At 71.6% G+C, this 25,474-nt stretch carries 23 protein-coding genes; 10 read left to right on the forward strand and 13 right to left on the reverse strand.

The genetic code is table 11. From position 1 onward, the window contains the following. The first annotated feature begins 160 nt into the window (after positions 1-160). On the forward strand, positions 161-1,138 hold the full coding sequence (locus O7620_RS02770) for a carbohydrate kinase family protein (protein WP_151492125.1): 978 nt from the start codon (positions 161-163) through the stop codon (positions 1,136-1,138). Between the two features lie 127 nt (positions 1,139-1,265). Here O7620_RS02770 and O7620_RS02775 read toward each other — a convergent pair whose 3' ends face one another. Beyond that, on the reverse strand, positions 1,266-1,475 hold the full coding sequence (locus tag O7620_RS02775; protein WP_278121747.1) for a DUF397 domain-containing protein: 210 nt from the start codon (positions 1,473-1,475) through the stop codon (positions 1,266-1,268). Positions 1,476-1,489: 14 nt separating this feature from the next. Further along, entirely contained in the window at positions 1,490-2,320 is an 831-nt protein-coding gene (locus O7620_RS02780; protein ID WP_278121748.1) for a helix-turn-helix transcriptional regulator, read from the reverse strand. A gap of 633 nt (positions 2,321-2,953) precedes the next feature. Between O7620_RS02780 and O7620_RS02785 the strand changes: the two genes are divergently transcribed. Then, positions 2,954-6,730, forward strand: coding sequence for a hypothetical protein (locus tag O7620_RS02785; protein ID WP_278121750.1), 3,777 nt, complete (start codon positions 2,954-2,956; stop codon positions 6,728-6,730). Between the two features lie 140 nt (positions 6,731-6,870). Here the strand turns inward: O7620_RS02785 and O7620_RS02790 are convergent, their stop codons facing one another. Beyond that, positions 6,871-7,104, reverse strand: coding sequence for a sulfurtransferase TusA family protein (locus tag O7620_RS02790; protein WP_151492120.1), 234 nt, complete (start codon positions 7,102-7,104; stop codon positions 6,871-6,873). Next, positions 7,101-8,252, reverse strand: coding sequence for an aminotransferase class V-fold PLP-dependent enzyme (locus O7620_RS02795; protein WP_278121752.1), 1,152 nt, complete (start codon positions 8,250-8,252; stop codon positions 7,101-7,103). The genes O7620_RS02790 and O7620_RS02795 overlap by 4 nt, the downstream gene beginning before the upstream one ends. Positions 8,253-8,422: 170 nt before the next feature. Between O7620_RS02795 and coxB the strand changes: the two genes are divergently transcribed. Together coxB and O7620_RS02805 are read left to right on the forward strand one after the other, a co-directional pair. Next, entirely contained in the window at positions 8,423-9,394 is a 972-nt protein-coding gene (coxB, locus tag O7620_RS02800; RefSeq protein ID WP_151489534.1) for a cytochrome c oxidase subunit II, read from the forward strand. Between the two features lie 9 nt (positions 9,395-9,403). Beyond that, a complete protein-coding gene (locus tag O7620_RS02805) occupies positions 9,404-9,829 on the forward strand; it encodes a cytochrome c oxidase subunit 4 (RefSeq protein ID WP_151489533.1) in 426 nt (141 codons plus the stop codon). A gap of 98 nt (positions 9,830-9,927) precedes the next feature. Here the strand turns inward: O7620_RS02805 and O7620_RS02810 are convergent, their stop codons facing one another. From O7620_RS02810 to O7620_RS02825, 4 genes are all read right to left on the reverse strand, one after another. Further along, positions 9,928-10,134, reverse strand: coding sequence for a hypothetical protein (locus O7620_RS02810; protein WP_278121757.1), 207 nt, complete (start codon positions 10,132-10,134; stop codon positions 9,928-9,930). A 216-nt stretch (positions 10,135-10,350) separates the two neighbouring features. Beyond that, on the reverse strand, positions 10,351-11,397 hold the full coding sequence (gene trpD, locus O7620_RS02815) for an anthranilate phosphoribosyltransferase (RefSeq protein ID WP_278121759.1): 1,047 nt from the start codon (positions 11,395-11,397) through the stop codon (positions 10,351-10,353). An 89-nt stretch (positions 11,398-11,486) separates the two neighbouring features. Next, a complete protein-coding gene (locus O7620_RS02820; RefSeq protein ID WP_151489530.1) occupies positions 11,487-11,882 on the reverse strand; it encodes a hypothetical protein in 396 nt (131 codons plus the stop codon). 106 nt (positions 11,883-11,988) lie between these two features. Beyond that, entirely contained in the window at positions 11,989-12,918 is a 930-nt protein-coding gene (locus tag O7620_RS02825) for a cytochrome c oxidase assembly protein (RefSeq protein WP_278126828.1), read from the reverse strand. A 99-nt stretch (positions 12,919-13,017) separates the two neighbouring features. On the opposite strand from O7620_RS02825, the gene O7620_RS02830 reads away from it, so the two are divergent. The 5 genes from O7620_RS02830 (at position 13,018) to O7620_RS02850 (ending at position 18,178) form a co-directional block, all read left to right on the forward strand. Continuing rightward, positions 13,018-13,617, forward strand: coding sequence for a heme-copper oxidase subunit III (locus O7620_RS02830; RefSeq protein ID WP_151489529.1), 600 nt, complete (start codon positions 13,018-13,020; stop codon positions 13,615-13,617). A 70-nt stretch (positions 13,618-13,687) separates the two neighbouring features. Then, on the forward strand, positions 13,688-14,524 hold the full coding sequence (locus O7620_RS02835) for a c-type cytochrome (protein ID WP_278121762.1): 837 nt from the start codon (positions 13,688-13,690) through the stop codon (positions 14,522-14,524). 64 nt (positions 14,525-14,588) lie between these two features. Beyond that, on the forward strand, positions 14,589-15,677 hold the full coding sequence (locus O7620_RS02840) for a Rieske 2Fe-2S domain-containing protein (RefSeq protein WP_278121764.1): 1,089 nt from the start codon (positions 14,589-14,591) through the stop codon (positions 15,675-15,677). Further along, positions 15,674-17,305, forward strand: coding sequence for a ubiquinol-cytochrome c reductase cytochrome b subunit (locus tag O7620_RS02845; RefSeq protein ID WP_278121766.1), 1,632 nt, complete (start codon positions 15,674-15,676; stop codon positions 17,303-17,305). Before O7620_RS02840 ends, O7620_RS02845 begins: the two co-directional genes overlap by 4 nt. Before the next feature lie 192 nt (positions 17,306-17,497). Beyond that, a complete protein-coding gene (locus O7620_RS02850) occupies positions 17,498-18,178 on the forward strand; it encodes a DUF4142 domain-containing protein (protein WP_151489525.1) in 681 nt (226 codons plus the stop codon). A gap of 73 nt (positions 18,179-18,251) precedes the next feature. Here the strand turns inward: O7620_RS02850 and O7620_RS02855 are convergent, their stop codons facing one another. The 5 genes from O7620_RS02855 to O7620_RS02875 all read right to left on the reverse strand — a co-directional run bounded on the left by O7620_RS02855 (position 18,252) and on the right by O7620_RS02875 (position 23,755). Continuing rightward, the gene (locus O7620_RS02855) at positions 18,252-18,539 is read right to left on the reverse strand and encodes an Lrp/AsnC ligand binding domain-containing protein (RefSeq protein ID WP_151489524.1); all 288 of its coding nucleotides are present in this window, start codon (positions 18,537-18,539) and stop codon (positions 18,252-18,254) included. A 36-nt stretch (positions 18,540-18,575) separates the two neighbouring features. Then, positions 18,576-19,487 (reverse strand): sugar phosphate nucleotidyltransferase, encoded by a 912-nt coding sequence (locus tag O7620_RS02860; RefSeq protein ID WP_278121769.1) that lies wholly within the window; start codon positions 19,485-19,487, stop codon positions 18,576-18,578. Further along, entirely contained in the window at positions 19,484-20,026 is a 543-nt protein-coding gene (locus O7620_RS02865; protein WP_278121771.1) for an NUDIX domain-containing protein, read from the reverse strand. Before O7620_RS02865 ends, O7620_RS02860 begins: the two co-directional genes overlap by 4 nt. Positions 20,027-20,079: 53 nt before the next feature. Continuing rightward, complete coding sequence (locus O7620_RS02870) at positions 20,080-21,873, reverse strand: HD domain-containing protein (RefSeq protein ID WP_151489537.1); 1,794 nt, start codon at positions 21,871-21,873, stop codon at positions 20,080-20,082. 127 nt (positions 21,874-22,000) lie between these two features. Further along, positions 22,001-23,755 (reverse strand): DEDD exonuclease domain-containing protein, encoded by a 1,755-nt coding sequence (locus tag O7620_RS02875; protein WP_278121773.1) that lies wholly within the window; start codon positions 23,753-23,755, stop codon positions 22,001-22,003. Positions 23,756-23,882: 127 nt separating this feature from the next. On the opposite strand from O7620_RS02875, the gene O7620_RS02880 reads away from it, so the two are divergent. Beyond that, complete coding sequence (locus O7620_RS02880) at positions 23,883-25,313, forward strand: NYN domain-containing protein (protein WP_278121775.1); 1,431 nt, start codon at positions 23,883-23,885, stop codon at positions 25,311-25,313. Positions 25,314-25,474 lie beyond the last annotated feature (161 nt).

Genomic DNA, 25,474 nt, shown 5'->3' on the forward strand with positions numbered 1-25,474 from the left:
GATGACGGGGCCGTCCTTCGGGGCGGCCCCGTCGTTCGTGTCGGGGAGCGCTCCCGGCAGGCGGGTTACCGCTCGGTTGCCGATGTCCGACCGACCGGACACCATCGGGTTGCCGGGCCGGTAGGCTGACCGCGCCCTGCTCCCGACCCCGAGGGTTGACATGAAGATCGCCGTGACCGGCTCGATCGCCACCGATCACCTGATGAGCTTCCCCGGTCGCTTCGCCGACCAGCTCATCGCCGATCAACTGCACAAGGTGTCGCTGTCCTTCCTGGTGGACGACCTGGTGCTCCGCCGCGGCGGCGTGGCGGCGAACATCTCCTTCGGCATGGGGCAGCTGGGCCTGCGCCCGGTGCTGCTCGGCGCGGTCGGCGCCGACTTCGCCGACTACCGTTCCTGGCTGGAGCGGCACGGCGTCGACTGCGACTCGGTGCACGTCAGCGAGGTGGCGCACACCGCCCGGTTCGTCTGCACCACCGACACCGACATGTGCCAGATCGCGTCGTTCTACGCCGGCGCGATGAGTGAGGCCCGCAACATCGAGCTGGCGCCGGTCGCCGACCGGCTCGGCGGTCTGGATCTGGTGCTGGTCAGCGCCAACGACCCGGAGGCGATGCTGCGGCACTCGGCCGAGTGCCGCACCCGCGGGTACGCGTTCGCCGCCGACCCGTCGCAGCAGCTCGCCCGGATGGGCGGCGAGGACGTGGTGGCGCTCATCGAGGGCGCCGAGTACCTGATGACCAACGACTACGAGAAGTCGCTGCTGCAGAGCAAGGCGCAGCTGAGCGACGACCAGCTGCTGGACCTGGTCAAGGTGCGGGTCACCACGCTGGGCAAGCACGGTGTGGAGATCGCCGGGCGTGGCATCGACCCGATCCACGTGCCGATCGCGCGGGAGATCCGGGCGGTCGACCCGACCGGGGTGGGCGACGGCTTCCGGGCCGGCTTCTTCACCGCGCTCTCCTGGGGGCTCGGTCTGGAACGCGCCGCCCAGGTCGGTTCGCTGCTGGCCACGCTGGTCTTGGAGACGGTCGGCACCCAGGAGTACGACGTCCGCCCCGACCTGTTCGTCAAGCGGCTCGCCGAGTCGTATGGCGACACCGCGGCCGACGAGGTACGCGCCCACCTCCTGCCGTGAGCGAGCTCCTGGTTGCCCGCGGTGCTGTGCTCGCTGGCGCGTGCACACCACCGAGGCGCACCGGCTGGGGCGCGACGCTGCCTGAGCTGGAAGCGGCAGGCCGAGCGTCATGGGGTGCGGGGTGGTTTTAGCGGGACGCTCCGAGCCCACCGGCTGCGGTCACGGCGATGAAGGCTGACCATTGGTACGCGGGGAAGACGAGCACCGGGCCCGAGCGGTCCTTGCTGTCTCGCACCGCCATCTGACCGGGCAGGACGGCGCACTCCACGCAGTCGCCGTTGTTGGCGCTGCGGCTGCTGACGAACCAGCGGGCGGTGGCGAGGTTGGGGGTGGACACGGTGGCCTCCGGGGCTAGGCCGCGCCGGCCAGCTCCCTGATCAACGCGCGCGATTCGGCGGGCGAGAGGGCGACCTGGCGCAGATTGTCTGCCACCATGTTATAGGTCCGCACACCGTCCGGATCCTGCACGTACATCGCCCCGTCGAGCACCTCGGTGTAGGCGATCGGCCGGACGTGAACGAAGTCCAGCAGGACGAACTTGCCGAGCGGCGTTGCGGCATGCGGCCCGTCCTCGGGGCGGAGCACCTGCACGGTCACGTTCGACAACTCGGACATGGTGACCAGGTGTGCGAGCTGGGCGCGACGGGTCTCGTCACCGTTGACCCGTAGCCGCAGGGCCGCCTCGCCGATCACGGCGTGCAGGACGAGCGGGTCGTCGTCGGTGAGCCGTCGGGCCCGCGTCTGCCGAAACGATACGAATCGCTCGGCGTGGTCCGGGCGGACGAACCCGGTGCCGAGGGTCAGCGCCTGGGCGTAGTCCTCGGTCTGGAGCAGACCGGGGATGACCATGGACTCGAAGACGAACGCGCCGTCGGCCAGCCCTTCCAAGCCCACGTACGTCTTGAACCAGTCGGGCATCACCGCGGCCCACGGTGCCCACCAGGTCTTGGCGTCTGACCGAGTGGCGAGCGTGGTGAGTCGGTCGATCGCGGGCTGATCCGCTCCGCAGGCCCGGAGCACGGCCGCGATGTCCTCCGGGAACTGCTGGTAGCGCCCGGTCTCCATATGCCCGAGCTTCGGCTTGCCGATGCCGACTAGTTGGAGGTGTCCATGCTCGATCCGGCTACCGCACCGCTCGGCACGCAGAAAGAGTTCCACCTGATGCTGGTCGAGCTGGCCCACGCCTGCGCTCCCCGGCGGTGACCCACGGACAGGGCTTCACCGGCAGGACGGCTCGCGGGAACCTTCCGACCACCTCGCTGTAACTCGACAACCCGTTGTTACGGGCACGAGCGACAGACGGGAGGATGGTCATGAAAGGCACCCTGGGTGGAAAGTGCCCCGCTTTTCTCCTCACCCGGGTGCCCTCGGGTGTGCACCTGAGCTTCTGGCAGGAGCCGGTGCTGTTGGCCGCGCCGGTGCCCGGTCGGCACCTCATCCACTGGGCTGAGGACGCGCTCGGGTCGGAGTCAGCCCTCGACGTCCTGCGAACCCGGCCGAGGCCGTGGTCGAGCGGATGGTGGGCGCTCTGTCCGCGTCCGTCCTCATCGAGATCGGCCTCGCTCGGGCCGACCGGCTGCACATGCCGGTGCGGTGCCCCGTGAGGTGTTGGCGGGCGGGGGCTTCGGCAGTGTGGTGCCGATCAGGCCGGCTGATCACGGCGTCGACCACATCCTCGTTCGGCCGGCCAGTCACCTGCTCGATGGCGGCGGGACCGTCGTGACGCCGGTGCGGACGCAGAGGCCGGAAGAGGTCCTTCCCGAGCTGACCGCGGTTAGCCGGCGGGCGGCACCGGCCTCAGTGGGATCAGCAACCGTGCGCCCTGTCACGGCGCAGTACGCCAGCCCGCCGCGCGTCGCGGAGTGGCAGTCCGACCCGCGGCCACGCTTCGCCAAGGCAAACCGGTCCCGCTGGCAGAACGCGCTTACCCCGCAGGATCGGGCGAGGGTCGACGCGGTCGTCGAGGCGATGCACCCGCTCGACGCGGCTCCCGGCGCGCAGCGGGCGGGGGAGCTGGCGGTCGTCGAGGCCCTGCGTTCGCTCAATGTGCTGCGGGACCACCACGGCGCGGCGCGGCGAGGCGAGCACCTGTTGGCCACGATGCACCGTCGGTTCATCCGGGACGGGCGAGCCGACCCTTCCCGGGTCCGTCGGATGATGCTGCACCACCGCAGCGATCTCGGCGGAAGCGATCGGGAGATCCTCGGGTACGCGGCGGCGGCGGTGCGGCTGGCGCTCGCCCACGGCAGTGCCCTGCCCGCCGCGACGATCGACACCGGCAAAGCGACGCTGACCGTCGAGTTCGCGGCGCCGGGCGGCACCAGGCCGCTGCTCTCCGCCGAACAGCACACCGTGCCCGTCGACGTCGTTCCCGTGGACAAGTGGACGGAAGCGCTGACCGATTCCGCTCTGCTCGTCGACGGTCGACTGAAAATCCGGTCGGACGCGAGCGACCGGTCCCTCGTGCTTGGCCTCGCGGGGCTGTTCGCCCAAGTCGCCGCCGAGGGGGTGGTCGGCCTTACCGGGACCCTGCGGGCGAACAGCGCGGAGGCCCTGCACGCCAAGCGGACGATCCTGCGGCGGATCCACTTCGGCGGCAGTGCGTGGGGCACGACCCGACCGAAGCGATGGCTGAAGAAGCACCTCTCGATGCCGCACACCACGGAGGTGCTACGGGCCGAACTCCGAGCGATCGACGAGGAACTCGCGGCGGTGGATCACGGCCACTCGGACACCGCGGTCTGGGGCGTCGACCGGCCCGCCCACCTGACCGGCAAGGCCTCCCTCGCCGACCATCTCGCCCGGCGGATGGTCGCCGCGTCCTCGATCGGGACCACCTTCGCCGGTGGGCTGAGCAATGACCCGCCGCGTGCGATGGCGCTGATGGGATCCTCGGTCGCCGGGACGGGCACGATGAACATCGTCCAGGCGGCGTCCGACGCGCTGGCGGCGAACGCGAGCCGTAACGTCGCACCGGAGGTCGTCCTGACGGCCCCGAAGCGGTGGGGTGAGCGGGGGCGATCGGCGAAGAGCACGCTCGGGCTGCCCATCGCTCAGATGACCAAACGTGCGCCCCCCGCGCTGTCGATGGCGGCGGCGTCCGGTCTGGTGACCGGTCTGGTGGGCCTCGACGTTCGCGCGGTGCTGGACGCGAACGGGCAGGTTCTCGTCGAGGGGCACAAGGTGCACCGGTGGGACCTGGCCGGCCTCTCGACCGCGCTGCAGGGCGGGCAGAGCCTGCTGGCCGGCGCCGGCTCGGACTGGGTGTTCGACCTGTGGGAGGGACGGGCGAGGGACCGCTTCACACGCGCACTGGAGGGCAGCCCGGACCACCGCCGTAATCGGTATGTGGAGAACGCGTTCCACTACACGCTGGAGCTGTACAGACGGTGGGCGGAGTCCCTGAAAGCCGGGCTCCCGGTTCCGGAGCACCTGAAGGTCGGCCTCAGAGGGCTCGCCGAGGAGGTGGGCTCGCTGGCGAACGCGATCGACCGGGAGGTGGCCGACAAGGTCAGCGACCTGCGCCACCGCCGTCGACTGTTGCGGCGGTTTGTCGGCATGTTCGGTCGGCAGCAGGGGCGGCAGAGCTACGACCTGGTCGATCGAGGGCTGCCCAACGGAATGCCGAAGATCTGGCACAATATGCTGCGCACCGGCACCCAGTACTCCGCCGCGCAGGTGCCGTCCCAGGTGATCGGTCATCTCGCCGGCAGCGCGGCCGGACTCGCGGACGCCGGTGTGCTGTCCGGCCTGGGACGAGGTCTGGCCTACGGGGCCGGTTGGAGCGCGCTGAAGAACCACGAGTTCCGCGACGCGATGGCGGTGGCGGCCTGGGACGCCCGGTTCCGGCTGGGTGTCGTCCGGACCCTGCTGGACGCGATCGTCAACGGCGTGGCCGTGGACGATCGCGTGCTGCCCCGCGCCGCCGATCCGCAGCGTTACCCGTGGTTGGCCAAGTTCAGCCAGGACACCGCGCGGGTACTTGACCAGCGCAAGATCAACCAGCTCGTCGAACGGCCTACCGAGATCTCCAAACGTACCCAGATGATCTACAAGCATGTGCCGGCCACCACCGCGGGCGCGCTGGGTTACGGCATCGCGGCGGGTGCCGGGATGATCGCCGCTCCGGTGGCGCTTCCGGTGATCCTCACGGCCGCCGGTGTCCTGGCGGTCACCGGCGCCGGCGAGACGTACCTGCGGACCCACGAACCCCGGCACCGCCAGGCGGCGCGGTTTGCCGGTGCCGTCGCCGAAGTGAGCAGCCAGCCCCGCTCCGGCGAGCAGTTCGTGCAGGTTCTCCAGGAGAACCTTTCCGGAGCGGCAGCGGCCAACAAGCTGATCACACCGATCGAGCTGCCACCCAAGGCCGGTGTGCTCAAGCGGTTCGGTCGTTGGCAACGCGACGGGTTCAGCGACGTCTGGGTCAGCGGGCGTCGGCGCGTCGGGCGGGCCATCGTGTGGGCGCAGGATCGGGCCCGCTCCGGCGAGCCACCGCGACACCTCACCCGGCAACCTCTCCGGGTGGCCGGGCCGGTCCGTCTGACCTCGGCCGATCGCGCCGAGGTCGACGTACTGCACGGTATCCTCACCGACCTCGACATGCTCAAGAGCTGGTCCGTCGGCGACGACGAAGACCGCAAGCTGCTCCGTAAGGACCTCGCTCGGCACCTCGACAAGCTCGGCCTCTGGCAGGGCGAGGCGGGGCAGGACTGGTCCTGGAACGACGCGCGCTGGACGGCGATCGCCGCAGCTCTGCGATCCCGACACGGCCGTGCCAACCCCCTAGCCCAGAGCGACCCGGGCGGCGTCGAGTCCGCCGCGTCGATGGCGGCGGTCCGGGGCGCCGGGTCGGCTCCGCTGTCGCCGTACCGAAAGGCCGTCGGCGATGAGCGGAGGAAGACGGATCACCTCTGGGCCGGCATCGCCAAGATGTCGTCGCCCGAGGGGCAACCGCGAGCCTGGGCGTCGGTGACCTCACCGACCACGCTCCAGTTCGCCGTCGGCGACCTGAAGAACGCCGAGCTGAACCTCCGGGTCGACACGGCGCTCAACGGGCCCGCCGAAGTCGTGCTGCGCCAGCGGCACTGGTCCGCGCCGACCTACGAACTCGTCGTCCGGGACAGCGCCACCCTGCACGACCCGGATGCCCTGGGTCGTCTCCTGGACGGGGCCGTCGAGCAGATCAGGATCGATCGGCCCGGCCTCGGTGCCCGGTCGTGGAACCTGGTCCAGCACGCGTTCCGCACCGAGGACAGGTATCCCGTCCTGCGTCGACAGCTCGATCCGTTCGGCCCGCCGACGTGGCCGCTCCGGCCCACCGTTACGCACTCTGGGCCGCGTCTAGATCACTCTCCTGAGACCGCGCAGAGCCCGTACCTCGGTCAGTACGCCAACAGGACACCAGCGGTATCGATGCTTGTCGCTAATCCTGCGATGCCGCGGCTGGCCGAGATGCGGTCGAGCACGGCAAGCGGGCTTGCGCGGGCGCACGGATCGGTGAAGGAGGCCAGTCAGCAGCAGATGCCGTACGGGGCCGCGGCATGGAACGGCCCTCGATCCGGCGCCCATGGCCCTTCCACCACTCTCCGCTAGGTGAACGTGCGGCGTGCCCAGCCCAGCGGAGGTCTGCCCGCTGGGCTGGGCACGCTCCCGCTCTTCAATGCCCGGCATCGCTGGCGTCCCCGCGGGGCACCGGCCAGTCGCTGGTAGGGCTCCTCGTCCATCGGCTCTCCTCAGTGGGTGCGGCGGATGTCGTAGGCGGGGCCTTCGGGGCCGGTTACCGATCCCAGGAACTCCTGGCCGCGCATCCGGCACCAGGCGGGGATGTCGACCGCCGCCGCCGGATCGTCGGCGAGCACCCGGACGACCGTGCCGACCGGCACCTGCGGCATCCGGCGGGCCGCCGCGATCACCGGCAGCGGGCAGCGCTGACCCCGGCAGTCGAGCACCTCGTCGGGCATCGTCACAGCCCCACCACCCCGGCCTCGGCGCGCAGTGCGGCGACGATCCCGGGCAGCTCGGCGAGGAACCGCTCGACGTCCGCCTCGGTCGTCTCCCGGTGCAGGCTGACCCGGACGTTGCCGTGCGAGAGCACCCCCATCGCCTCCAGCACGTGTGAGGGGCGCAACGTGGACGACGTGCAGGACGAGCCGGACGACACCGCGAAGCCGCGCCGGTCCAGCGCGTGCAGCAGCGTCTCGCCGTCGACGTACAGGCAGGAGAAGGTCACCAGGTGGGGGAGCCGGAGCACCGGGTCGCCGACCACCTCCACGTCGGGCACCTCCGCCGCGACCCGCGCCCGGATCCGGTCCACCAGCGGCGCCAGCCGGGTCTCCTCGGCCGCGGCGTCGGCCGCCGCCGCGCGCAGGCTCGCCGCCGCCGCCACCACCGCGGGCAGATTCACCGACCCGGGGGTACGACCACCCTCCCGCTCGTCGGCCGGCCACGGTGACTCCCAGCGGGTGCCCTTGCGCACCGCCAGCAACCCCACCCCGGGCGGCCCGCCCCACTTGTGCGCGCTGGCGGTGAGCACCGACCACCCGGCGGGCAGCGGCACCCGGCCGACCGACTGCGCCGCGTCGACGTATAGCGGCACCCCGGCGTCGGCGCAGGCCGCGGCCGCCTCGGCGACCGGTTGCACGGTGCCCACCTCGTGGCTGGCGCTGATCAGCGCCGCCAACGCGACCCCGGGGGCGTGTACCGCGTCCGACCAGGCGGTCAGATCCAGCCGGCCCAGCCGGTCCACCGGCACCGCGTGCGCGACGCCGCCAGCCCCGACGTGCCGCTGCGCGGCGTGCAGGACGGCGGAGTGCTCGATCGCCGAGTGCACCAGCGTCGACCCGATCCGGTGCCGCCCGGCCAGGCCACCGAGCACCGCGCCGTGCGCGGCGGTCGTACCACTGGGGGTGAAGGACAGCTCGTCGGCGCGGACGCCGAGCGTCTGCGCGGTGGCCTCGCGGGCGGCGTCGAGAAGTTGCCGGGCGCGGCGGGCCTGGGTGTAGAGCTTGCCGGGGTCGGCCCAGCCGTCCTCCAGGGCGGCCAGCAGCGCCTGCCGGGCGACCGGATGTGTCGGCGCGGCGGTCGCCGCGTCGAGGTAGACCGGGGAAGCGCTCACAGATCAGTACGCTATCGCGAGGGTATGCCCAGGATCCCCCCGATGGGGGCGGACAGTGACCCCACCACGGCCGAGCCCGTCATGGTCGAGTAATCTGCGACCGTCGGTGACGCCTTTGTCGTGGGTGCCGAGGAAAGACGCACCGCGGCGCGCTAGGGAGGCAGGACCAGGTGGTCGCAAGGAGTTCGGAGGTACGGCCGTCGGCCGTACGGCACAGCGCTTCCCAGGGGGCCGGTGGACGCCGGCGGCGCGGTGCTGGTCGGCTGGCCGGGCTCGGTCTCGGCGGCGTGGCGCTGCTGGTCCTGCTCACGGGCTGTGACGTCGGCGCGACGTTCGACGGCTTCGGTTGGCCGCAGGGGGGCATCTCGGCGGAGTCCCGGCGGATGTACGACCTGTGGATCGCCTCCTGCATCGCCGCCCTCGCGGTCGGCGTCTTCGTGTGGGGCCTGATCTTCTGGTGTGTCGTGCGCTACCGCAAGCGTGGCAACGCGCTGCCGGTGCAGACCCGCTACAACATGCCGATGGAGTTCCTCTACACCATCGCGCCGATCCTGATCGTCTCGGTGCTCTTCTACTACACCGCGATCGTGCAGACCGACGTCGACAAGCTGTCGAAGAACCCCGACGTCACGGTCGAGGTCGTCGCGTTCAAGTGGAACTGGCAGTTCAACTACCGCGACGGGCAGGGCACGGAGGCCCGCACCACCGCGTCGACGCTCGGCACCAGTGAGGTCATCCCGGTGCTGGTGCTGCCGACCAACCGGTCGATCCGGTTCGAGGAGACCAGCCGCGACGTCATCCACTCCTTCTGGGTGCCGGAGCTGCTCTTCAAGCGCGACGTCATGCCGGGCAAGATCCGCAACGTGTTCGAGGTCTCCAGCCTGGAGGCCGAGGGCGCCTACGTCGGGCGGTGCGCCGAGCTGTGCGGCAGCTACCACGCGTTCATGAACTTCGAGCTGCGGGTGGTCTCGCCGGAGAAGTACGACCAGTTCCTGGCGGCGAAGCAGAGCGGCAAGTCCACCCAGGACGCGCTGACCGCGATCGGTGAGCAGCCGTACGCGCAGACCACGCAGCCGTTCGACACCCGGCGGACGCAGGACAACTTCAACCCGGACGACGTTCCGGCCCGCACGGGAAGCTGAGGCAGCCGCATGAAGACCGAGTGGCGTATCTTCCTGATCATCGCCGGGTTCCTCTTCGGTGCCACCATCCTGTACGGCGCCTGGACGCACGGTGAGTCCGGCAACGTCGAGTGGGTGGGCACCGTCGCCCTGTTGCTGTCGTTCCTGCTCTGCTCGATGTGTGGTGGCTTCTTCTGGTTCGTGTCCCGCCGGATCGACCTGCGTCCGGAGGATCGTCCGGACGCCGAGATCGCCGACGGCGCGGGTGAGATCGGCTTCTTCAGCCCGGGCAGCTACTGGCCGTTCGGTCTGGCGCTGGCCGCCGCGGTCGCCGCGCTGGGCATGGTGTTCTGGCAGTTCTGGCTGATCGGCGCCGGCCTGTTGGCGGTCGTCTTCGCCGCCTGCGGGCTGCTGTTCGAGTACTACACCGGCACCCGGCGTACCGCCGAGCACTGATCCACCCGGTCGCCGCCGCGACCGACCCGTACCGCCGCGAAGGCCCGTTTCCCGATGGGGAGCGGGCCTTCGTCATGGGTGACCGGCGCGAGGGCCGTTCAGGCGGCGCGGCGCTGGGTGGGCTGACGGCGTCGGTGGTCGGCCAGCCGGGTGACCCGGAAGGCGAAGGTGGCGATCACCACGGCGGTGCCGCAGCCGGTGCAGATCAGCTCGGGGCAGTCGGCGCCGTGGCCGTCGACGCAGGGCGGCGTCTCGAACGGCGCCACGCCCGCACAGACGTCGCAGTGGAGCTCGCGGTGCGACACGGGTGTCTCCTCATCACTACGGGCGACCCGCCCCCGAGGATGCGACAGCCGCGCACAGACGGGAACGGAGAACTACTCGGCTGTACTTTCCCACCCGGGTCCGACAATTTCCGTGCGTGATCCACTGGACATCCTGGAACTCGGGGTGTCCGGGGCTGGTGGAGACCGCGGATCCGGGATCCCAAGCGCCGGGTCGGGACCGGCGGCGGGGTCCGGTCAGGCGGTGGTGGCGGTCTCGATCCAGCGGTCGAGGGTCGCGGCAGCCGCGCCGGAGTCGAGCGACTCGGCGGCGCGGTCCAGGCCGGCGCGCAGCGCCTCGGTCAGGTCACCGTCCAGCCCGCCCTGGGTGGCCAGCGCCGCCGCCGCGTTGACCAGCACCGCGTCCCGGACCGGACCCGTCTCGCCGGCCAGCAGGCGGCGGGCCACGCCCGCGTTGTAGGCGGCGTCACCGCCGCGCAGGTCGGCGAGGGTGGACCGGGGTACCCCCAGGTCCGTCGCGTCCAGCACGGCCTCACGTACGGTGCCGCCCTGAGCCGCCCAGACCCGGGTCGGCGCGGCGGTGGTGAACTCGTCCAGCCCGTCCTCGCCGCGCATCACCAGCACCGAGTCACCCCGGGCGGCGAACACGCCGGCCATCACCGGTGCCATCCGCGAGTCGAAGCACCCCACGGCGCCGGCACGGGGGCGCGCCGGGTTGGTCAGCGGGCCGAGGAAGTTGAAGACGGTGGGCACGCCCAGCTCCCGGCGGACCGGCCCGGTGTGGCGCATCCCGGGGTGGAACCGGGCCGCGAAGCAGAACCCGATGCCGGCCTCGGTGACGCAGCGGACGATCGCGTCCGGGTCGAGGTCGAGCGGCACGCCGAGGAACTCCAGCAGGTCGGCGGTGCCGCAGGAGGACGACGCCGCCCGGTTGCCGTGCTTGACGACCCGGACGCCGGCGCCCGCCACGACCAGCGCGGCCATGGTGGAGATGTTGACCGTGTGGGCGAGGTCACCGCCCGTGCCCACCACGTCCAGTGCGGTGGAGCGCAGCTCGTCGGGGAGGTCGACCGGGACGGCCCTGCTGAGCATCGTCTCGACCAGCCCGGCCAGCTCGGCCGAGGTCTCACCCTTGGCGCGCAGCGCCACGGCGAAGCCGGCGACCTGTGCGGCGCCCGCCGAGCCGGCCATGATCTCGCCCATCGCCCAGGCGGTGTCGGCGGTGGACAGCTCCTCGCCGCGCAGCAGCGAGTTGAGCAGGTGCGGCCAGGTCCGATCGCCCATGGCGGGCCTCCCGAGCGTACGAAGTGCGGGTGGGCTGGAACCGGCGCCGACTCGTCCGACGCCGTGGCGGTGCCGGAGAGCGGGGGACGTCAGGCGGGTGCGTGCGTCCGCAGCAGCTCGGCCACCGTGCCTCCGGTGGTCACCGGGTCGAGCGGGTGCACCAGCGTCGCGTCGACCTCGGCGTACGCGGCGAGCCATCGGTCGGCGGCGCGGGCGATCACCAGGCAGGTCGGCGGAGCGTCGTCCCGGTCGTCCTTGATCTGCCGGGCGATGCCCATGCCCCCACCAGGGCTGGCCTCACCGTCGAGCAGCAGCAGGTCGATCTCGTAGTCGTCGACCAGGCGGATCGTCTCGGCGTACGTCGACGCGTCGACGAACTCGATCTGCAGGCCGGGCGCGGGCCGGGTGCCGACGGCGAGCCGCATCCGGTCACGGACCTGCGGGTCGTCGCTGTAGAGCAAGACGGTGCACAGACGATCGCTCATGGCTGAACAGGCTCCCACCTCGTAGCTGCCCGCCGATCGTACCGGTCGACGTGACGTAGCCGACATCCCGCCCGACACCGGCCCTGGGGCGTACCGTCTGCGCAGCTCAGGCGGGCGCGGCGTCGGCGGCGCGTTCGCGGGCCTCCTGGCGGTCCAGTTCGCGGTCGACCCGGCGGGCCTCCCGCTCGGACTGCTTGACCCACTGCACCACCAGCACGGCGAGCATGGTGACGCTGACGAACTCGCCGCCGGCCCAGAGGATGCCGCCGGCGAGCACCTGGTCGGCCTTCGGGTCGGCCCAGCCGAGGTTGAGCGACGGGTACCAGTCGCCGCCGAAGAGTGTGGTGCTCTGCATGATGGTGAGCCCGAGCACGGTGTGGAACGGCACAGAGAGCAGCATCAGCAGCGCCCGCGCCGGGTACGGCCAGCGGCCGGGCAGCGGGTCGAGACCGAGCAGCGGCCAGAAGAACACGCAGCCGGTCATGATGAAGTGCGCGTGCACCAGCTCGTGTGCCCAGGCGTGCTCCAGGGTGAAGCGGTACAGGTCACTGAAGTACAGCGCGAACGGGTTGACCACGAAGATGGCGAACGCCACCAGGGGGAAGCTGTACACCCGGGCGACGCGGCTGTGCACGATCGCCAGCAGGCGCTTGCGTGGCCCGACCGGCAGGGTGCGCAGGGCCAGCGTCATCGGCGCGCCCAGCGCCAGGAAGATCGGCGACACCATGGACAGCACCATGTGCTGGATCATGTGCACCGACAGCAGCGCGGTGTCGTACGCGTGCAGACCGCTGAGCGTGACGAGCGCGATGCCGCCGAGGCCGGGACCGAGGAAGAAGACGGTCCGGGCGACCGGCCAGCGGTCGCCGCGCAGGCGCAGCCGGTGCACCCCGTAGAGGTAGAGGCCGGCGGCGAGCATCAGCCCGAGGGCCAGCCAGCTGTCCAGCCGGGTCTCGGTCAACACCGCGCCGATGGTGAACGGCGGCGGGGCCGAGGTGGCGGCGAGGATCGGATCGACGTGCAGCACGCTTTTCAGGCTAGGCCAGGCGAACCGGACCTTGACGCCCGGGCCACGGAAGGCGCAGGTTTGCCACCCCGCTGATCGCCGGCCCCGGTCAGGGGCAATAATGACGGCGTGACTGCGGCCCCAGCCATTGACAAGAGCCGGATCCACTCTCTGACCCGACCGAACATGGTCAGCGTCGGGACGATCGTGTGGCTCTCCAGCGAACTCATGTTCTTCGCGGCGCTGTTCGCGATGTACTTCTCGATCCGCGCGGCTGCGCCGGAGCAGTGGGAGAAGCACACCGAGGCGCTGAACATTCCGTACGCGACCACCTTCACGGTGATCCTGGTGCTGTCCTCGGTGACCTGCCAGCTCGGCGTCTTCGCGGCGGAGAAGGGTGACGTGCACGCGCTGCGGCGCTGGTTCACCGTCACCTTCGTGATGGGCCTGATCTTCGTGCTCGGCCAGCTGAACGAGTACCGGCACCTGGTCGCCGACGGCGTCAAGATCAACGAAGACGGTTACGGGTCGATGTTCTACCTGACCACCGGGTTCCACGGCCTGCACGTGACCGGCGGTCTGATCGCCTTCATCATCTTCATGGTCCGTACGACCATGGGCCGGTTCACTCCGGCGCAGGCGACCTCGGCGATCGTCGTGTCGTACTACTGGCACTTCGTCGACGTCGTGTGGATCGGGCTGTACGCCATGATCTACTGGCTTCAGTGATCTTGCGCGTCACATTCCGCACTGCTGCTCCGTCCCCTGAGACAGGTCCAACCGGTTAAGGACACCGCTCATGACTTCTGACAACGACCGCCGACGCGGTCTGCTCGCGCGGTTGCGCGGGCGGCCCGCCGTGCGCAGCAGGGGCCGCCGCCGGCTGGGCGCAGCGGTCCGGCTGATCGCCGCGCTGATGCTCGCCGGCGGTGCCTACACCGTCTTTGCCCCCGGTGCGCAGGCGCAGGACAACCCGCCGCTGACCGGTGCCGCCGCCGAGGGCAAGGCGCTGTTCGACGTGAGCTGTACGAGCTGTCACGGACGCAACGCCCAGGGCGTCGAGGGTCGCGGGCCGAGCCTGATCGGCGTCGGCGCGGCCTCGGTCGAGTTCCAGGTCAGCTCCGGCCGGATGCCGCTCGCGCGGCAGGAGGCCCAGGCACACCGCAAGCCCCCCGTCTTCACCGACGAGCAGACCCGCCAGCTGGCCGAGTACATCCAGGAACTCGGTGGCGGCCCGGTCGTGCCGACCGGCGACGACCTGCACGAGGATGGCAACATCGCCGCCGGCGGTGAGCTGTTCCGGATCAACTGCGCCTCGTGCCACTCGCTTGGCGGCGGCGGCGGCGCGCTCTCCTCGGGCAAGTTCGCCCCGAGCCTGCACCCGGCGACCGATCGGCAGATCTACGCGGCGATGCTGAGCGGCCCGCAGAACATGCCCGTGTTCGGCGACAACCAGCTCACGCCGGAGCAGAAGGCCAACGTCATCGCCTACATCCAGGAGACGTTGAAGCACGACCAGGACCCGGGTGGGTTCAACCTCGGCCGGTACGGGCCGTCCACCGAGGGCCTGGCGATCTTCCTGGTTGGCATCGTGGCGCTCGTCTTCGCCAGCCTGTGGATTGCGGGTAAGTCGTGACCGAGCGGATCGTCAGTTTCAGTGCCGTGGTGCCGCTCGGTGCCACCCGTAGCGAGGTGACGGCATGAGCACGCACACCGAGCACCAGGCCCCGCAGGGCCGGGAGCCGCTCGACGTGAACGACCCCACGCTGACCCGGTTCGACATCGTCCGCGAGGGCGCACGTCGGGACGACATCGAGATCGTGCACTACGAGCCGCAGGTGCTGCCCGGCACCAAGGCCGAGCGTCGACTCACCCGGGTCGTGGCCGGTTTCTTCCTGATCACCGGCCTGGCGGCGACCGCCTTCCTGGCCATCTACATCTGGTGGCCGTGGCAGTACGAGCCGGGCCGCGGCGGCGACAAGTTCTACACGCCGCTGCTCGGCGCGACCCTCGGCGTGGCTCTGCTCGCCGTCGGCTTCGGCATCCTCACCTGGGGCAAGAAGTTGCTGCCCAAGGAGGTCTCGATCCAGGACCGGCACGAGGGCGTGGTGGACGCCGAGGGGCGCACCATCACCGGTCAGACCATGCTCTACCTGGCCGACGAACTCGGTGTGAAGCGTCGCCCGCTGCTCGGCATCTCGCTGCTGGCCGGCCTCGCGCCGGTCGGCGCGGTCGCGGCGGCGCCGCTGGTCGGCGGTCTGATCTCGCAGCCGCACAAGAACAACCAGATGTTCACCACCGGGTTCGGCGCGGCCGAGGGTGGTGAGCGGATCCGTCTGGTCCGCGAGGACGGCCGACCGGTCCGGCCGGCGGACGTCAGCGCCGGTGGTCAGATCACCGTCTTCCCCGGCATCGAGGAGGGCGTGAGCAACAAGCACGCCGACTCGCCGACGCTCCTTATCCACCTGCGCAGCAGCGACGCGGAGCAGTCACGCCGGGCCAACGAGCGGATCGGCCACGGCGACTACATGTGGGGCGACTATGCGGCGTTCTCCAAGATCTGCACGCACGCCGGCTGCCCGGCCAGCCTGTACGAGCAGCAGACGAACCGGCTGCTCTGCCCGTGCCACCAGTCCCAGTTCCTGATCACCGACAACGCCCGGCCCGTCTTCGGCCCCGCCAGCCGGCGGCTGCCGCAGCTGCCGATCGAGGTGGACTCCGAGGGCTTCTTCGTGGCGAAGTCCGACTACACCGAGACCGTCGGGCCTGATTTCTGGGAGCGGCCATGAAGCGTCGAAAGTTTGACCTTGCGGCGACGCCGGGCAAGGCCGCGGTGGGAGTGGACGACCGCTTCCAGGTGGCCACCCCGCTGCGCAAGCTGCTGAACAAGGTCTTCCCGGACCACTGGTCGTTCCTGCTCGGCGAGATCGCGCTGTTCTCGTTCGTCGTGCTGCTGTTGACCGGTGTGTTCCTCACCTTCTTCTTCGAGCCGGCGATGACCGAGGTGGTCTACGACGGCAGCTACGCGCCGATGCGGGGCACCCCGATGTCCGCCGCGTACGCCTCCAGCCTGGACCTGTCGTTCGAGGTCCGGGGCGGCCTGGTGATGCGGCAGATGCACCACTGGGCGGCGCTGCTGTTCATGGCCGCGATCGTCGTGCACATGCTGCGGGTCTTCTTCACCGGCGCGTTCCGCAAGCCGCGTGAGACCAACTGGATCATCGGCTCGCTGCTGTTCTGGGTCGGCTTCCTGGCCGGCTTCACCGGCTACTCGCTGCCCGACGACGGCCTGTCCGGCACCGGCCTGCGGATCGCCTCGGCGATCATGCTGTCCATCCCGGTGATCGGCTCCTGGGTCACCGCGTCGGTCTTCGGCGGTGAGTTCCCGGGCACGATCATCATCAGCCGGTTCTTCATCGCCCACGTGCTGCTCATCCCGGGTCTGCTGGTCGCGCTGATCAGCGTCCACCTGGGCCTGGTCTTCAAGCAGAAGCACACCCAGTGGCCCGGCCCGGGCCGGACCAACAACAACGTGGTCGGCGAGCGGATGTTCCCGCGGTACGCGCTGAAGCAGGGCGGCTTCTTCATGGTCGTCTTCGGCGTCATCGCGCTGCTGGGCGGTCTGTTCCAGATCAACCCGATCTGGCTGTTCGGCCCGTACGAGGCGTGGGTGGTCTCGGCCGCCAGCCAGCCCGACTGGTACGTCATGTTCCTCGACGGCTCGACCCGACTCATGCCGGCCTGGCAGATCAACATCCCGCTCGGTGACGGGTACGTCATTCCGCCGCTGTTCTGGCCGACTGTCGTGCTGCCCGGCATCCTGGTCGGCCTGTCCACGATGTACCCGTTCCTGGAGGCCCGGCACCTCAAGGACCGCAAGAGTCACAACCTGCTCCAGCGGCCCCGTGACGTTCCCGCCCGGACCGCCGTCGGCGCCATGGCCGTCGCGTTCTACGTCGTTCTGACGCTCTCCGGCGCCAACGACGTGATCGCGGACAAGTTCCAGATCAGCCTGAACGCGATGACCTGGGCGGGCCGGATCGGCCTGCTGGTGGTCCCGCCGCTGGCGTACTACGTCACCTACCGGCTCTGCCTGGGCCTGCAACAGCACGACCGGGAGGTGCTCGCGCACGGCGTGGAGACCGGCATCATCCGGCGCCTGCCGGACGGCCGGTTCGTCGAGGTGCACCAGCCGCTCAGCGTGTCCAACGGACACGCGGACGGCCACGGCGGGCTGGAGTACGTCGGCTGGGTGGTGCCCAAGAAGATGAACCGGCTCGGTGCCCTCGGCCCGGCCATCCGGGGCTTCTTCTACCCGATCGAGAAGCCGGTCGAGGCACCGGTCTCGCCGGGGCACCCGCCGGTCGAGGCCCGACCCGAACGTGAGGAGATCGGCAGCGGCGAGAGCCGCCGCTGACCGCCCGATCGCACCGTTACGGGGCGCCCGCCGGAATTCCGGCGGGCGCCCCGTCGTATCCACGTCCACCGCCCATCCGACCAGGAGTCGGACGGCCACGGCGGGACCGGCCGACCCCGCGCGAGGGGGGATCGCAGGAATAACCCCGGTGAGCCGGGTATCCGTGCGGTCCAACGTCTCAAGGGGGGGAACATGTTGGGTATCAAACGCCTCGGCCTGTTGGCCGCGCTGGTACTGGTCGGCGTTGCGCCGGCCGCGGCCGCGCAGGCCGCGGCACAGCCGTCGACGCAGGACACCCAGTATCTGCAGGCGGTGCACCAGGTGAACCTGTTCGAGATCACCGCAGGTGACCTGGCCCAGCAGAAGGGTCAGAACCAGGGGGTCAAGGACCTGGGCGCGATGTTCAAGACCGACCACACCCAGCTGGACCAGACGGTGCAGCAGACCGCGTCGCAGCTCAACGTGGAACTGCCGAACGAGCCCAGCGCCGATCAGCAGGCGGTCATCGACAAGCTGAACAACGCCAGCGGCGCGGAGTTCGACCGGCTCTGGGTGACCAGTGAGCTGGCCGGTCACGTCCAGGCCATCCAGGCCACCCAGACGGAGATCTCGCAGGGCTCCGAGCAGTCGGTGGTCCAGTTGGCCCAGACCGCCCTGCCGACGCTCCAGGCGCACTACGACGAGCTGGTGCAGCTCGCCAACCAGCTCGGTATCCCGGTCCCGCAGGCCAGCGCCAGCGGTACGCCCAGCCCGGGTGGCACCGAGTCGCCGGCTCCGGGCGGCAGCACCGAATCCCCGGCTCCGGGCGGCACCACCGAGTCGCCGGCTCCGGGCGGTGGCTCCACCGAGGTGCCGGCTCCCAGCGAGAGCTGACCCAGCGGCAGCAGACGGCCGGTCCACCCGCGCGGGTGGACCGGCCGCTGTGCGTCCGAGGCCGGGCGGCGGGTCAGTCGGCGCTCGCGAGGCCGATCGCGAACGCCTCCTCCAGGTCGAGCTGCGAGTACGCCCGGAAGGCGATGTGCGACTCGGTGTTCAGTACGCCGGGGACCTTGGAGATGCTGCCGGCGATGACCTGGGCGATCTGGTCGAACTCGCGGACCCGGACGATGGCGATGAGATCGACGTGCCCGGCCACCGAGTAGACCTCGCTGACGCCGGGGAGGTTGGCCAGGGTTTCCGCCACCTCGGGAATCGCGTCGGTGGCGCAGTCGATCAGCACGATCGCGGTGATCACGGGGCATTTCTCCGTTCGTCGGCGTCGTCGCCCATGCTAGATGTTTCCGGCCGGACCCGGAGGGGGAGCCGCCGCGGCTGCACCGTGCGCGGCGGCGGGCACGGTGCAGCCGTCCCCGAACCGGATCACGTCGTGCAGACGTTCCCCGGCGCGTACGACCGCCCCCGGCCACACCACGGTGCGGCGTACCTCGCCGTCGACCCGCGCACCGGCGCCGACCACCGACTCCACGCAGCGGCCGGTCACCGTCGCGGACGGGTCGACCAGTGCCCCGCCGGCCGCCGCGTGCAGATTGGCCGCCAGGTAGTCGGCCGGGGTGCCGGTGTCGTAGAAAGTGCCCGGGTACGGCACCACCTCCAGGTCGCCGGCCGCCTCGGCGGGCCGCCAGACGGCGCGTACCAGGTCCGAGAAGACCACCGGCAGGTCACGGACCAGTCGCCAGGGCAGCAGCGAGAAGCCGGTGAAGCAGTGCCCGTCGAAGGTCCCCGGCGCCGTCGGGTCCTCGGCGGGCTGGCCGAGCAGGCGCACGGTGTGCCCGTCCCAGCCGTCCAGCAGCGCGGCGACGTCGGGGCCGGGGGGAGTCGACGGGTCGGCGAGGTAGGCGTCGGCGTTGCCGACCAGCACCGGCCGGCCGTCGATCCAGTCCCGCAGGTTGGCCACCCCGCCCGCGGTGCCCAGCGGATCGCCGGGCTCCACCGACAGGTGTGCGCGGTCGCCGACGTGGTTGACCACCTGGTCGGCGAGGTAGCACGCGTTCACCGCGACGTGCCCGGGACCGGCCAGGCCGAGCCCGGCCAGCCGGGCCAGCGCCCGGTCCAGCAGCGGCACGTTGCCCACCGGGCACAGCGCCTTGGGAACCCGCTCGGTGAGCGGGCGCAGTCGGGTGCCCTCGCCGGCGGCGAGCACCACCGCGCACACCTGGGCCGGTACGCCGGCCGTCGCGGTCACGGCAGAGTGTCGGGCACCGGTGGCGGGAACTGCCCGGCCAGCGGCCCGATGTCGTAGTAGGCGAGCAGCCGGGCGGTCGGCCAGGTCAGCTTGGGCAGGTCGTCCAGCGGATGCCAGGCAGCCTCGAAGACCTCCGCGCCGTCCACCACCAGCTCGGTGTCGGACGCCGGCACCTCCGTCTCGAAGACCACGTCCACCCAGCCCTTGGCGTGCACGATCGCGTTCGGGACGGCGGGGCGCAGCCGGGACGGGGGGAGCCGGATGCCGGACTCCTCGAACAGCTCCCGGGCCGCGCCCGCCACCGGCGCCTCACCCCGGTCGAGCAGGCCGGCGGGCAGCGACCACCCCTTGCCGGGCGGCTGGCGCAGCATCAACAACCGGCCCGCACCCGTCGCCTCGGAGTCGCGGACCAGGGTGACCGCACCGACGATGTACTTGGGCACGGCCAGCTTGACCAGACGCCGGCGTACCGGCAGGGGCAGCCGGTAGAAGGCCTGGTAGAAGATTGCCCGACCGGTGGCGCGGGAGCGGGGGATCATGATTCCAGGCTAGTGGTCACGAATGTCCCTCGGACGCGCTGGGGCCGCCCAGGTCACTGTCGATGGTCGACCAGGTCGATGAGCTGGCGTACCACGGTGTCCGGTTCGATCACCCGGTCGAAGACCGCGACGAGCAGGGTCTCCAGGTCGGGGTAGCCCAACTCCTCGGAGAGGCGCAGCAGCGGCAGGTCACTGGCGAGGCCCCGGTTGTGTTGACGCAGGGCGAGCCCGATGGTGGCCCGGCCGAGGCGCACCTTGTCGCTGATCGTGATGCCCGGCTCGGTGTGCTCGGCGAACCAGCGGTTGATCTGCATCTGCGCGTGCGGTGACTTGACGAAGCTCAGCCACTCCCGGCGCGGCCCACGCGGTGCCACACCCGCCTCGAAGCCGTTGTCGCCGTCGCTCTCGGTGAAGATCTCCACCACGTCGCCCTCGTCCAGCTCCGAGCTCAGTGGCGCCAACCGGCCGTTGATCCGCGCGGCGAGACAGTGGTCGCCGCGCTCGTTGCCCAACTCGTAGGCGAGGTCGACGGGCGTGGCGCCGGCCGGCAGCACGACCTGCCGTCCGTCGGCGAAGACCTGGATCTGACCCTCGGCGAGGTCGCAGCGCAGCGACTCCAGGAACTGTGCCGGGTCGGCGGCGTCCGGCTCCCAGTCGAGCACCCGGCGCAGCCAGTCCAGCTGCTCGGCGCGGGCCGTCGCGCTGCCGCTGCCCGAGCTGGGGAAGCGGAAGTCGGCGGCGATGCCGTACTCGGCGGACCGGTGCATCTCCTCGGTGCGGATCAGCACCTCCACCGTGCGGTCCTGCGGGCCGCAGACGCTGGTGTGCAGCGACCGGTAGAGGTTGTTCTTCGGTGAGGCGATGAAGTCCTTGAAACGGCCGGCGACGGGACGCCACGTGCCGTGGATCGCGCCCAGGGCGGCGTAACAGTCGGTGGGCGGGCCGTCGACCACCACCACGATGCGCGGCAGATCGTACGGCGCGGTGTGGCCGCCGGCGATGGTGTCCTTCCAGATCGAGTAGAGGTGCCGGGGACGAGGGCTCACCTCGGCGTCGACCCGGCCACGACGCAACGCCACCCGGGCGCGGGCGACCACCGAGTCGAGGTACGAATCCCAGCCGGGCCGGTCGTGCACGTGCCGGGCCAGCCGGGCGTGCTCGTCGGGCTCCAGGTGCAGCAGCACCACGTCGTCCAGCTCCCGCTTGAGGGTCTGGATGCCCAGCCGGTCGCAGAGCGGGACCAGCACCTCCTGCGTCTTGCGGGCGATCCGCTCCCGCGACGACGCCGAGCGCACGCCGAGGGTGCGCATGTTGTGCAGCCGGTCGGCCAGCTTGATGATCAGCACCCGGACGTCCTTGGCGGCCGCGACGATCATCTTGCGGATCGTCTCCGCCTCGGCCGCCTTGCCGTAGAACGCCTTGTCGAACTTGGTCACCCCGTCGACCAGGTGGGCCACCTCGCCGCCGAAGTCCTCGGAGAGCGCCTGGAGCGTGTAGCGGGTGTCCTCCACGGTGTCGTGCAGCAGCGCCGCGACCAGGGTGGTGGTGTCCATCCCCAGCTCCGCGCAGATCTGCGCCACCGCGAGAGGGTGGGTGATGTACGGCTCACCGCTCTTGCGGAACTGCCCGCGGTGCATGTTCTCCGCGATGGTGTACGCCCGGCGCAGCACCGCGGGGTCGGTGCCGGCGTGGATGCCGCGGTGGGTGCGGACCAGGTGGGTGACCGGGTCGGAGTCGGTGGTCGGCCAGGTGAGCAGTGACCGCAGCCGGCGGGCGAGCGGCAGCTCACCTGGCTGGGTCGGAAGGGCGCCCCCCAGGGCGGCGCCGTGTCCGGCGTCGACGTCCACGAGGGACACCTCCTCACCCCGGCTCCACGACGCCGAGACCCGACGCCGGGAGCAGGCCCACGAATCGGGCAGGACTGCACTTCTCTAACAGCCTAAGCGAGTCGACGTAGTCCGATCGGTCACTTGGTCATGAGCGTTCGGTCGAGAGTTGGTGGGACGAGGCGTTCTCGGCCTTCGCCAGCAGGTCACCGAACCGCCCCGCGCCACCCACCGGCGACGACCAACCGGACGACATCTCCACCAGCCGGGTCTCCGGGCGCTCCAACCAGGACAGGATGCGCTCGGACTCCTCCGCCGTGGCCGCCGGCACCGGCCCGTGCCCACCCGACACCGTCTCGGCGGTGGCCCGGATGGTGGCCAGCGTGGGTCGCGGGTGGACCCCCGGCGGGGACACCCCCGCGCCGGCCAGCCGGCCGTACCGGACCAGGGCCAGCTCCCAGCCACCCCGGGCCGCCGGGCGGGCCGCGGCCAGCTCGACGATCCCGGTCAGCGCGGTCAGCCGCTGCATCCGCACGGTCGCCCGCAGGACCGCGGCCAGCCGGTACCGCACCACGGCCGCCTCCTCGTAGCGCTGGTCGGCCGAGAGCACGTCGATCCGGGCCAGCAGCGCGTCCACCACTCGCTGCGGGTCACTCGTGGTGGCGGTGCGGAACGGCGCGGCGGCTCTGTCGTCGTACTCCTCGGGGGTGATCCTGTGCTCGCAGGGTGCCGGGCAGCGACCCAGCTCGGCCAGCGCGCAGGCCGGCGTGACGGTACGCAGCGAGAGCCGGTGCGTGCACTGGCGCAGCGGCACCGCGTCGTGGAAACCGGCCGCGGCCAGCTCGGCGGCGCGCCGGGAGGTGAACGGCCCGAGGTAGGCGGTGTCGGTGGGGGCGAGGTCCCGGACGATCGACAGCCGAGGGTACGGACCGTCGGTGAGCTTGAGCCAGACCATCCGCTCCGGGTATTTCGACCGCCGGTTGTACGGCGGGGCGTGCGCGGCGATCAGGCGCAGCTCGCGGACCTCCGCCTCCAGCGAGTGCGCGCACTCCACCGCCTCGACCCGTTCGGCCGCGGCCAGCATCTCGGAGATCCGGGCACGTTTCTCACCGGCCGTGAAGTAGCTGCGCACCCGGGTGGCGATGTCGCCGGAGGTGCCCACGTAGAGCGGCCGCTCGTCGGCGGCCCGGAAGATGTAGACCCCGGGGACCTTGGGCAGCCCCTCGGCCAGGTGCCGCTTGCGGCGCTGCGTCGGGGTGACCGCCCGGGCGAACTCGATGGCGTCACCGACCGTGTCCACCCGGTGCCCGCCCAGCCGGCCGATCAGCCCGTGCAGCACGTCGACGGTGGTCTTCGCGTCGTCCAGCGCGCGGTGGGTGGGCTGGGTGGCGGTGCGGAAGTAGGCCGCCAGGGTGCCCAGCTTGCGGTTGGGCACCTCGTCGCGGGTCAGCACCCGGCGGGCGAGCGCGGCCGTGTCCAGGACGCGGGGGTTGGGCCAGCGGTAGCCGTGCTTCGCGCAGGCCGCCTTGAGGAAACCCACGTCGTACGGGGCGTTGTGGGCCACCAGCACCGCGTCGGCGATGAACTCCAGGAAGCTGGGCAGCACCTGCTCGATCGGCGGTGCCGGCAGCAGCATGGCCTGGGTGATGCCGGTCAGCACGGTGATGAACGGCGGGATCGGCTGCCCCGGGTTGACCAGGGTCGCCAGCACACCCAACTGCTCACCGCCGCGCACCTTGACCGCGCCGATCTCGGTGATGCCGCCGCCGTCCGGCGCGCCGCCGGTGGTCTCCAGGTCGACCACCACGAAGGTCGTCGCGTACAGCGGCAGCGCCGGGTCCACCCCACCCACCGCCGGGTCGAGACCAGCGAGGGACTCCTGGACGTACTCCGCCTGTGCCATCGCCGGCACGCTAGCGCCTCGGTCCGACACTCCCGTCGCAGCGGCCCCACCAGTAACCATGGGGCTAGGATGAGAGATCGGCTCACTCACCGGGCGGTGGGCCCGCCAGCGGTGGGAGACTTGCCACATGCCCCTCACCGAGCCGCACGACGACCACCTCCCGCAGGAGGATCCGGTCGCGCGCGACGGTGCCGTGGGCGATCCGCCCGCCGCCCCGGCGGTCGGATCGGGCGGCGGTGAGCCGGCGGTCGAGCCGGAACCCACCCTGCCCGAGCCGGTCCGGCAGCGGATCGTGGCGTTGACCGCCGCGGTGCTGCCCACCCTGCCCGCCGACGAGGTCCCGGTGCCGCTGCGCCGGGTGGCCAAGTTCGCCCCCAACCGGCGGGCCCGACTGGGCGCGCCGGCGATCGCCGCCCAGCTCACCGCCGACCCCCTGTTCCGGCAGCGGGTCACCGCCCGGGTCCTGGCCGACGCCGGTGACCTCGGCTCGGCCGTCGTCGAGGGCACCGCGCCGGCCGCCGCCGACCCGGTCGAGGTGGCCGCGCTGGCCTACCTGGCCCGGCCCCGTGGCTGGCGGGAGCTGATCGACGCCAGCGGCGCGGCCGTCCGCGCCGAGGCGGACAGCGCGGTCGTCGCCGAGCTGGTCCGCGAGGCCGAGCAGCGGGCCACCCGCGCCGAGCACGACCGGGCGGTCGCCCGGGTCGAGGCCGAGAAGCTCCGCGACGAGCTGGCCCGGGTCCGTGAGGAGCTGGGCCAGCTGCGCGAGGAGTCCCGACAGTTGACCCGCACCCTGCGGGAGACCCAGTCCCGCGAACGGAAGGCCACCGAACTGCTGGCCACCGAGCGGGGCCGCGCCGCACGCGCCAGCGCCGACGTGGACGCCGAGCTGCGCCGCGCCCGCGCCCGGCTCGCCGAGGCGGAGGCCGCCGCCGGGGTGGCCCGGGCCAGCGCCAAGGAGGCCCGTTCGGTCGACGACGCCCGGCTGTGGCTGCTGCTGGAAACCATCGGTCAGGCCGCCGTCGGGCTGCGCCGCGAGCTGGCGCTCGACCCGGTCGACAAGCTCCCCGCCGATTTCGTCGCCGACGCGTTCGCCGAGCAGCCGGGCACCGCCGGGGCCGGCCCGGCCGCCCGCGCCCGCGACACCGACGACCCGGCCCGCCTCGACCAGCTGCTCGCCCTGCCCCGGGCGCACCTGGTGGTGGACGGCTACAACGTCACCAAGCGCGGCTTCGGCGAGATGTCCCTGGAGCAGCAGCGCAAGCGCCTCATCACCGGGCTGGGCGGGATCGCCGCGCAGACCGGCGACGAGGTCACCGTCGTCTTCGACGGCGCCGAACGGATGCACGGGCTGCCGCCCGCCCCACGCGGCGTGCGGGTGCTCTTCTCCCGCAAGGGCGAGACCGCCGACGAGCTGATCCGGCGGCTGGTCCGCGCCGAGCCGGCGGGCCGCCCGGTGGTCGTGGTCTCGTCCGACCGCGAGGTCGCCGACGGGGTACGCCGGCACGGGGCGTACCCGTTGGGGGCCGACTCGCTGCTGCGCCGCCTCGCCCGCTCCTGACGCCGTCCGCGGAGGTGTTCAGCGGCGCCCGCGGTCCCCGCGACTTGCTCCAACGCGACCTGTCGGACGGTGCTTCTTGTCCCGCGCTCGGGCCGGTTCGACGCTCGGGCCGCCGCCAGTCAGCTGGTCGGTAGTCGCCGGGCCAGCTCCCGACGCAGGGA

The sequence above is a fragment of the Micromonospora sp. WMMD710 genome (assembly GCF_029626045.1).
In the GTDB taxonomy this organism is placed as follows: domain Bacteria; phylum Actinomycetota; class Actinomycetes; order Mycobacteriales; family Micromonosporaceae; genus Micromonospora.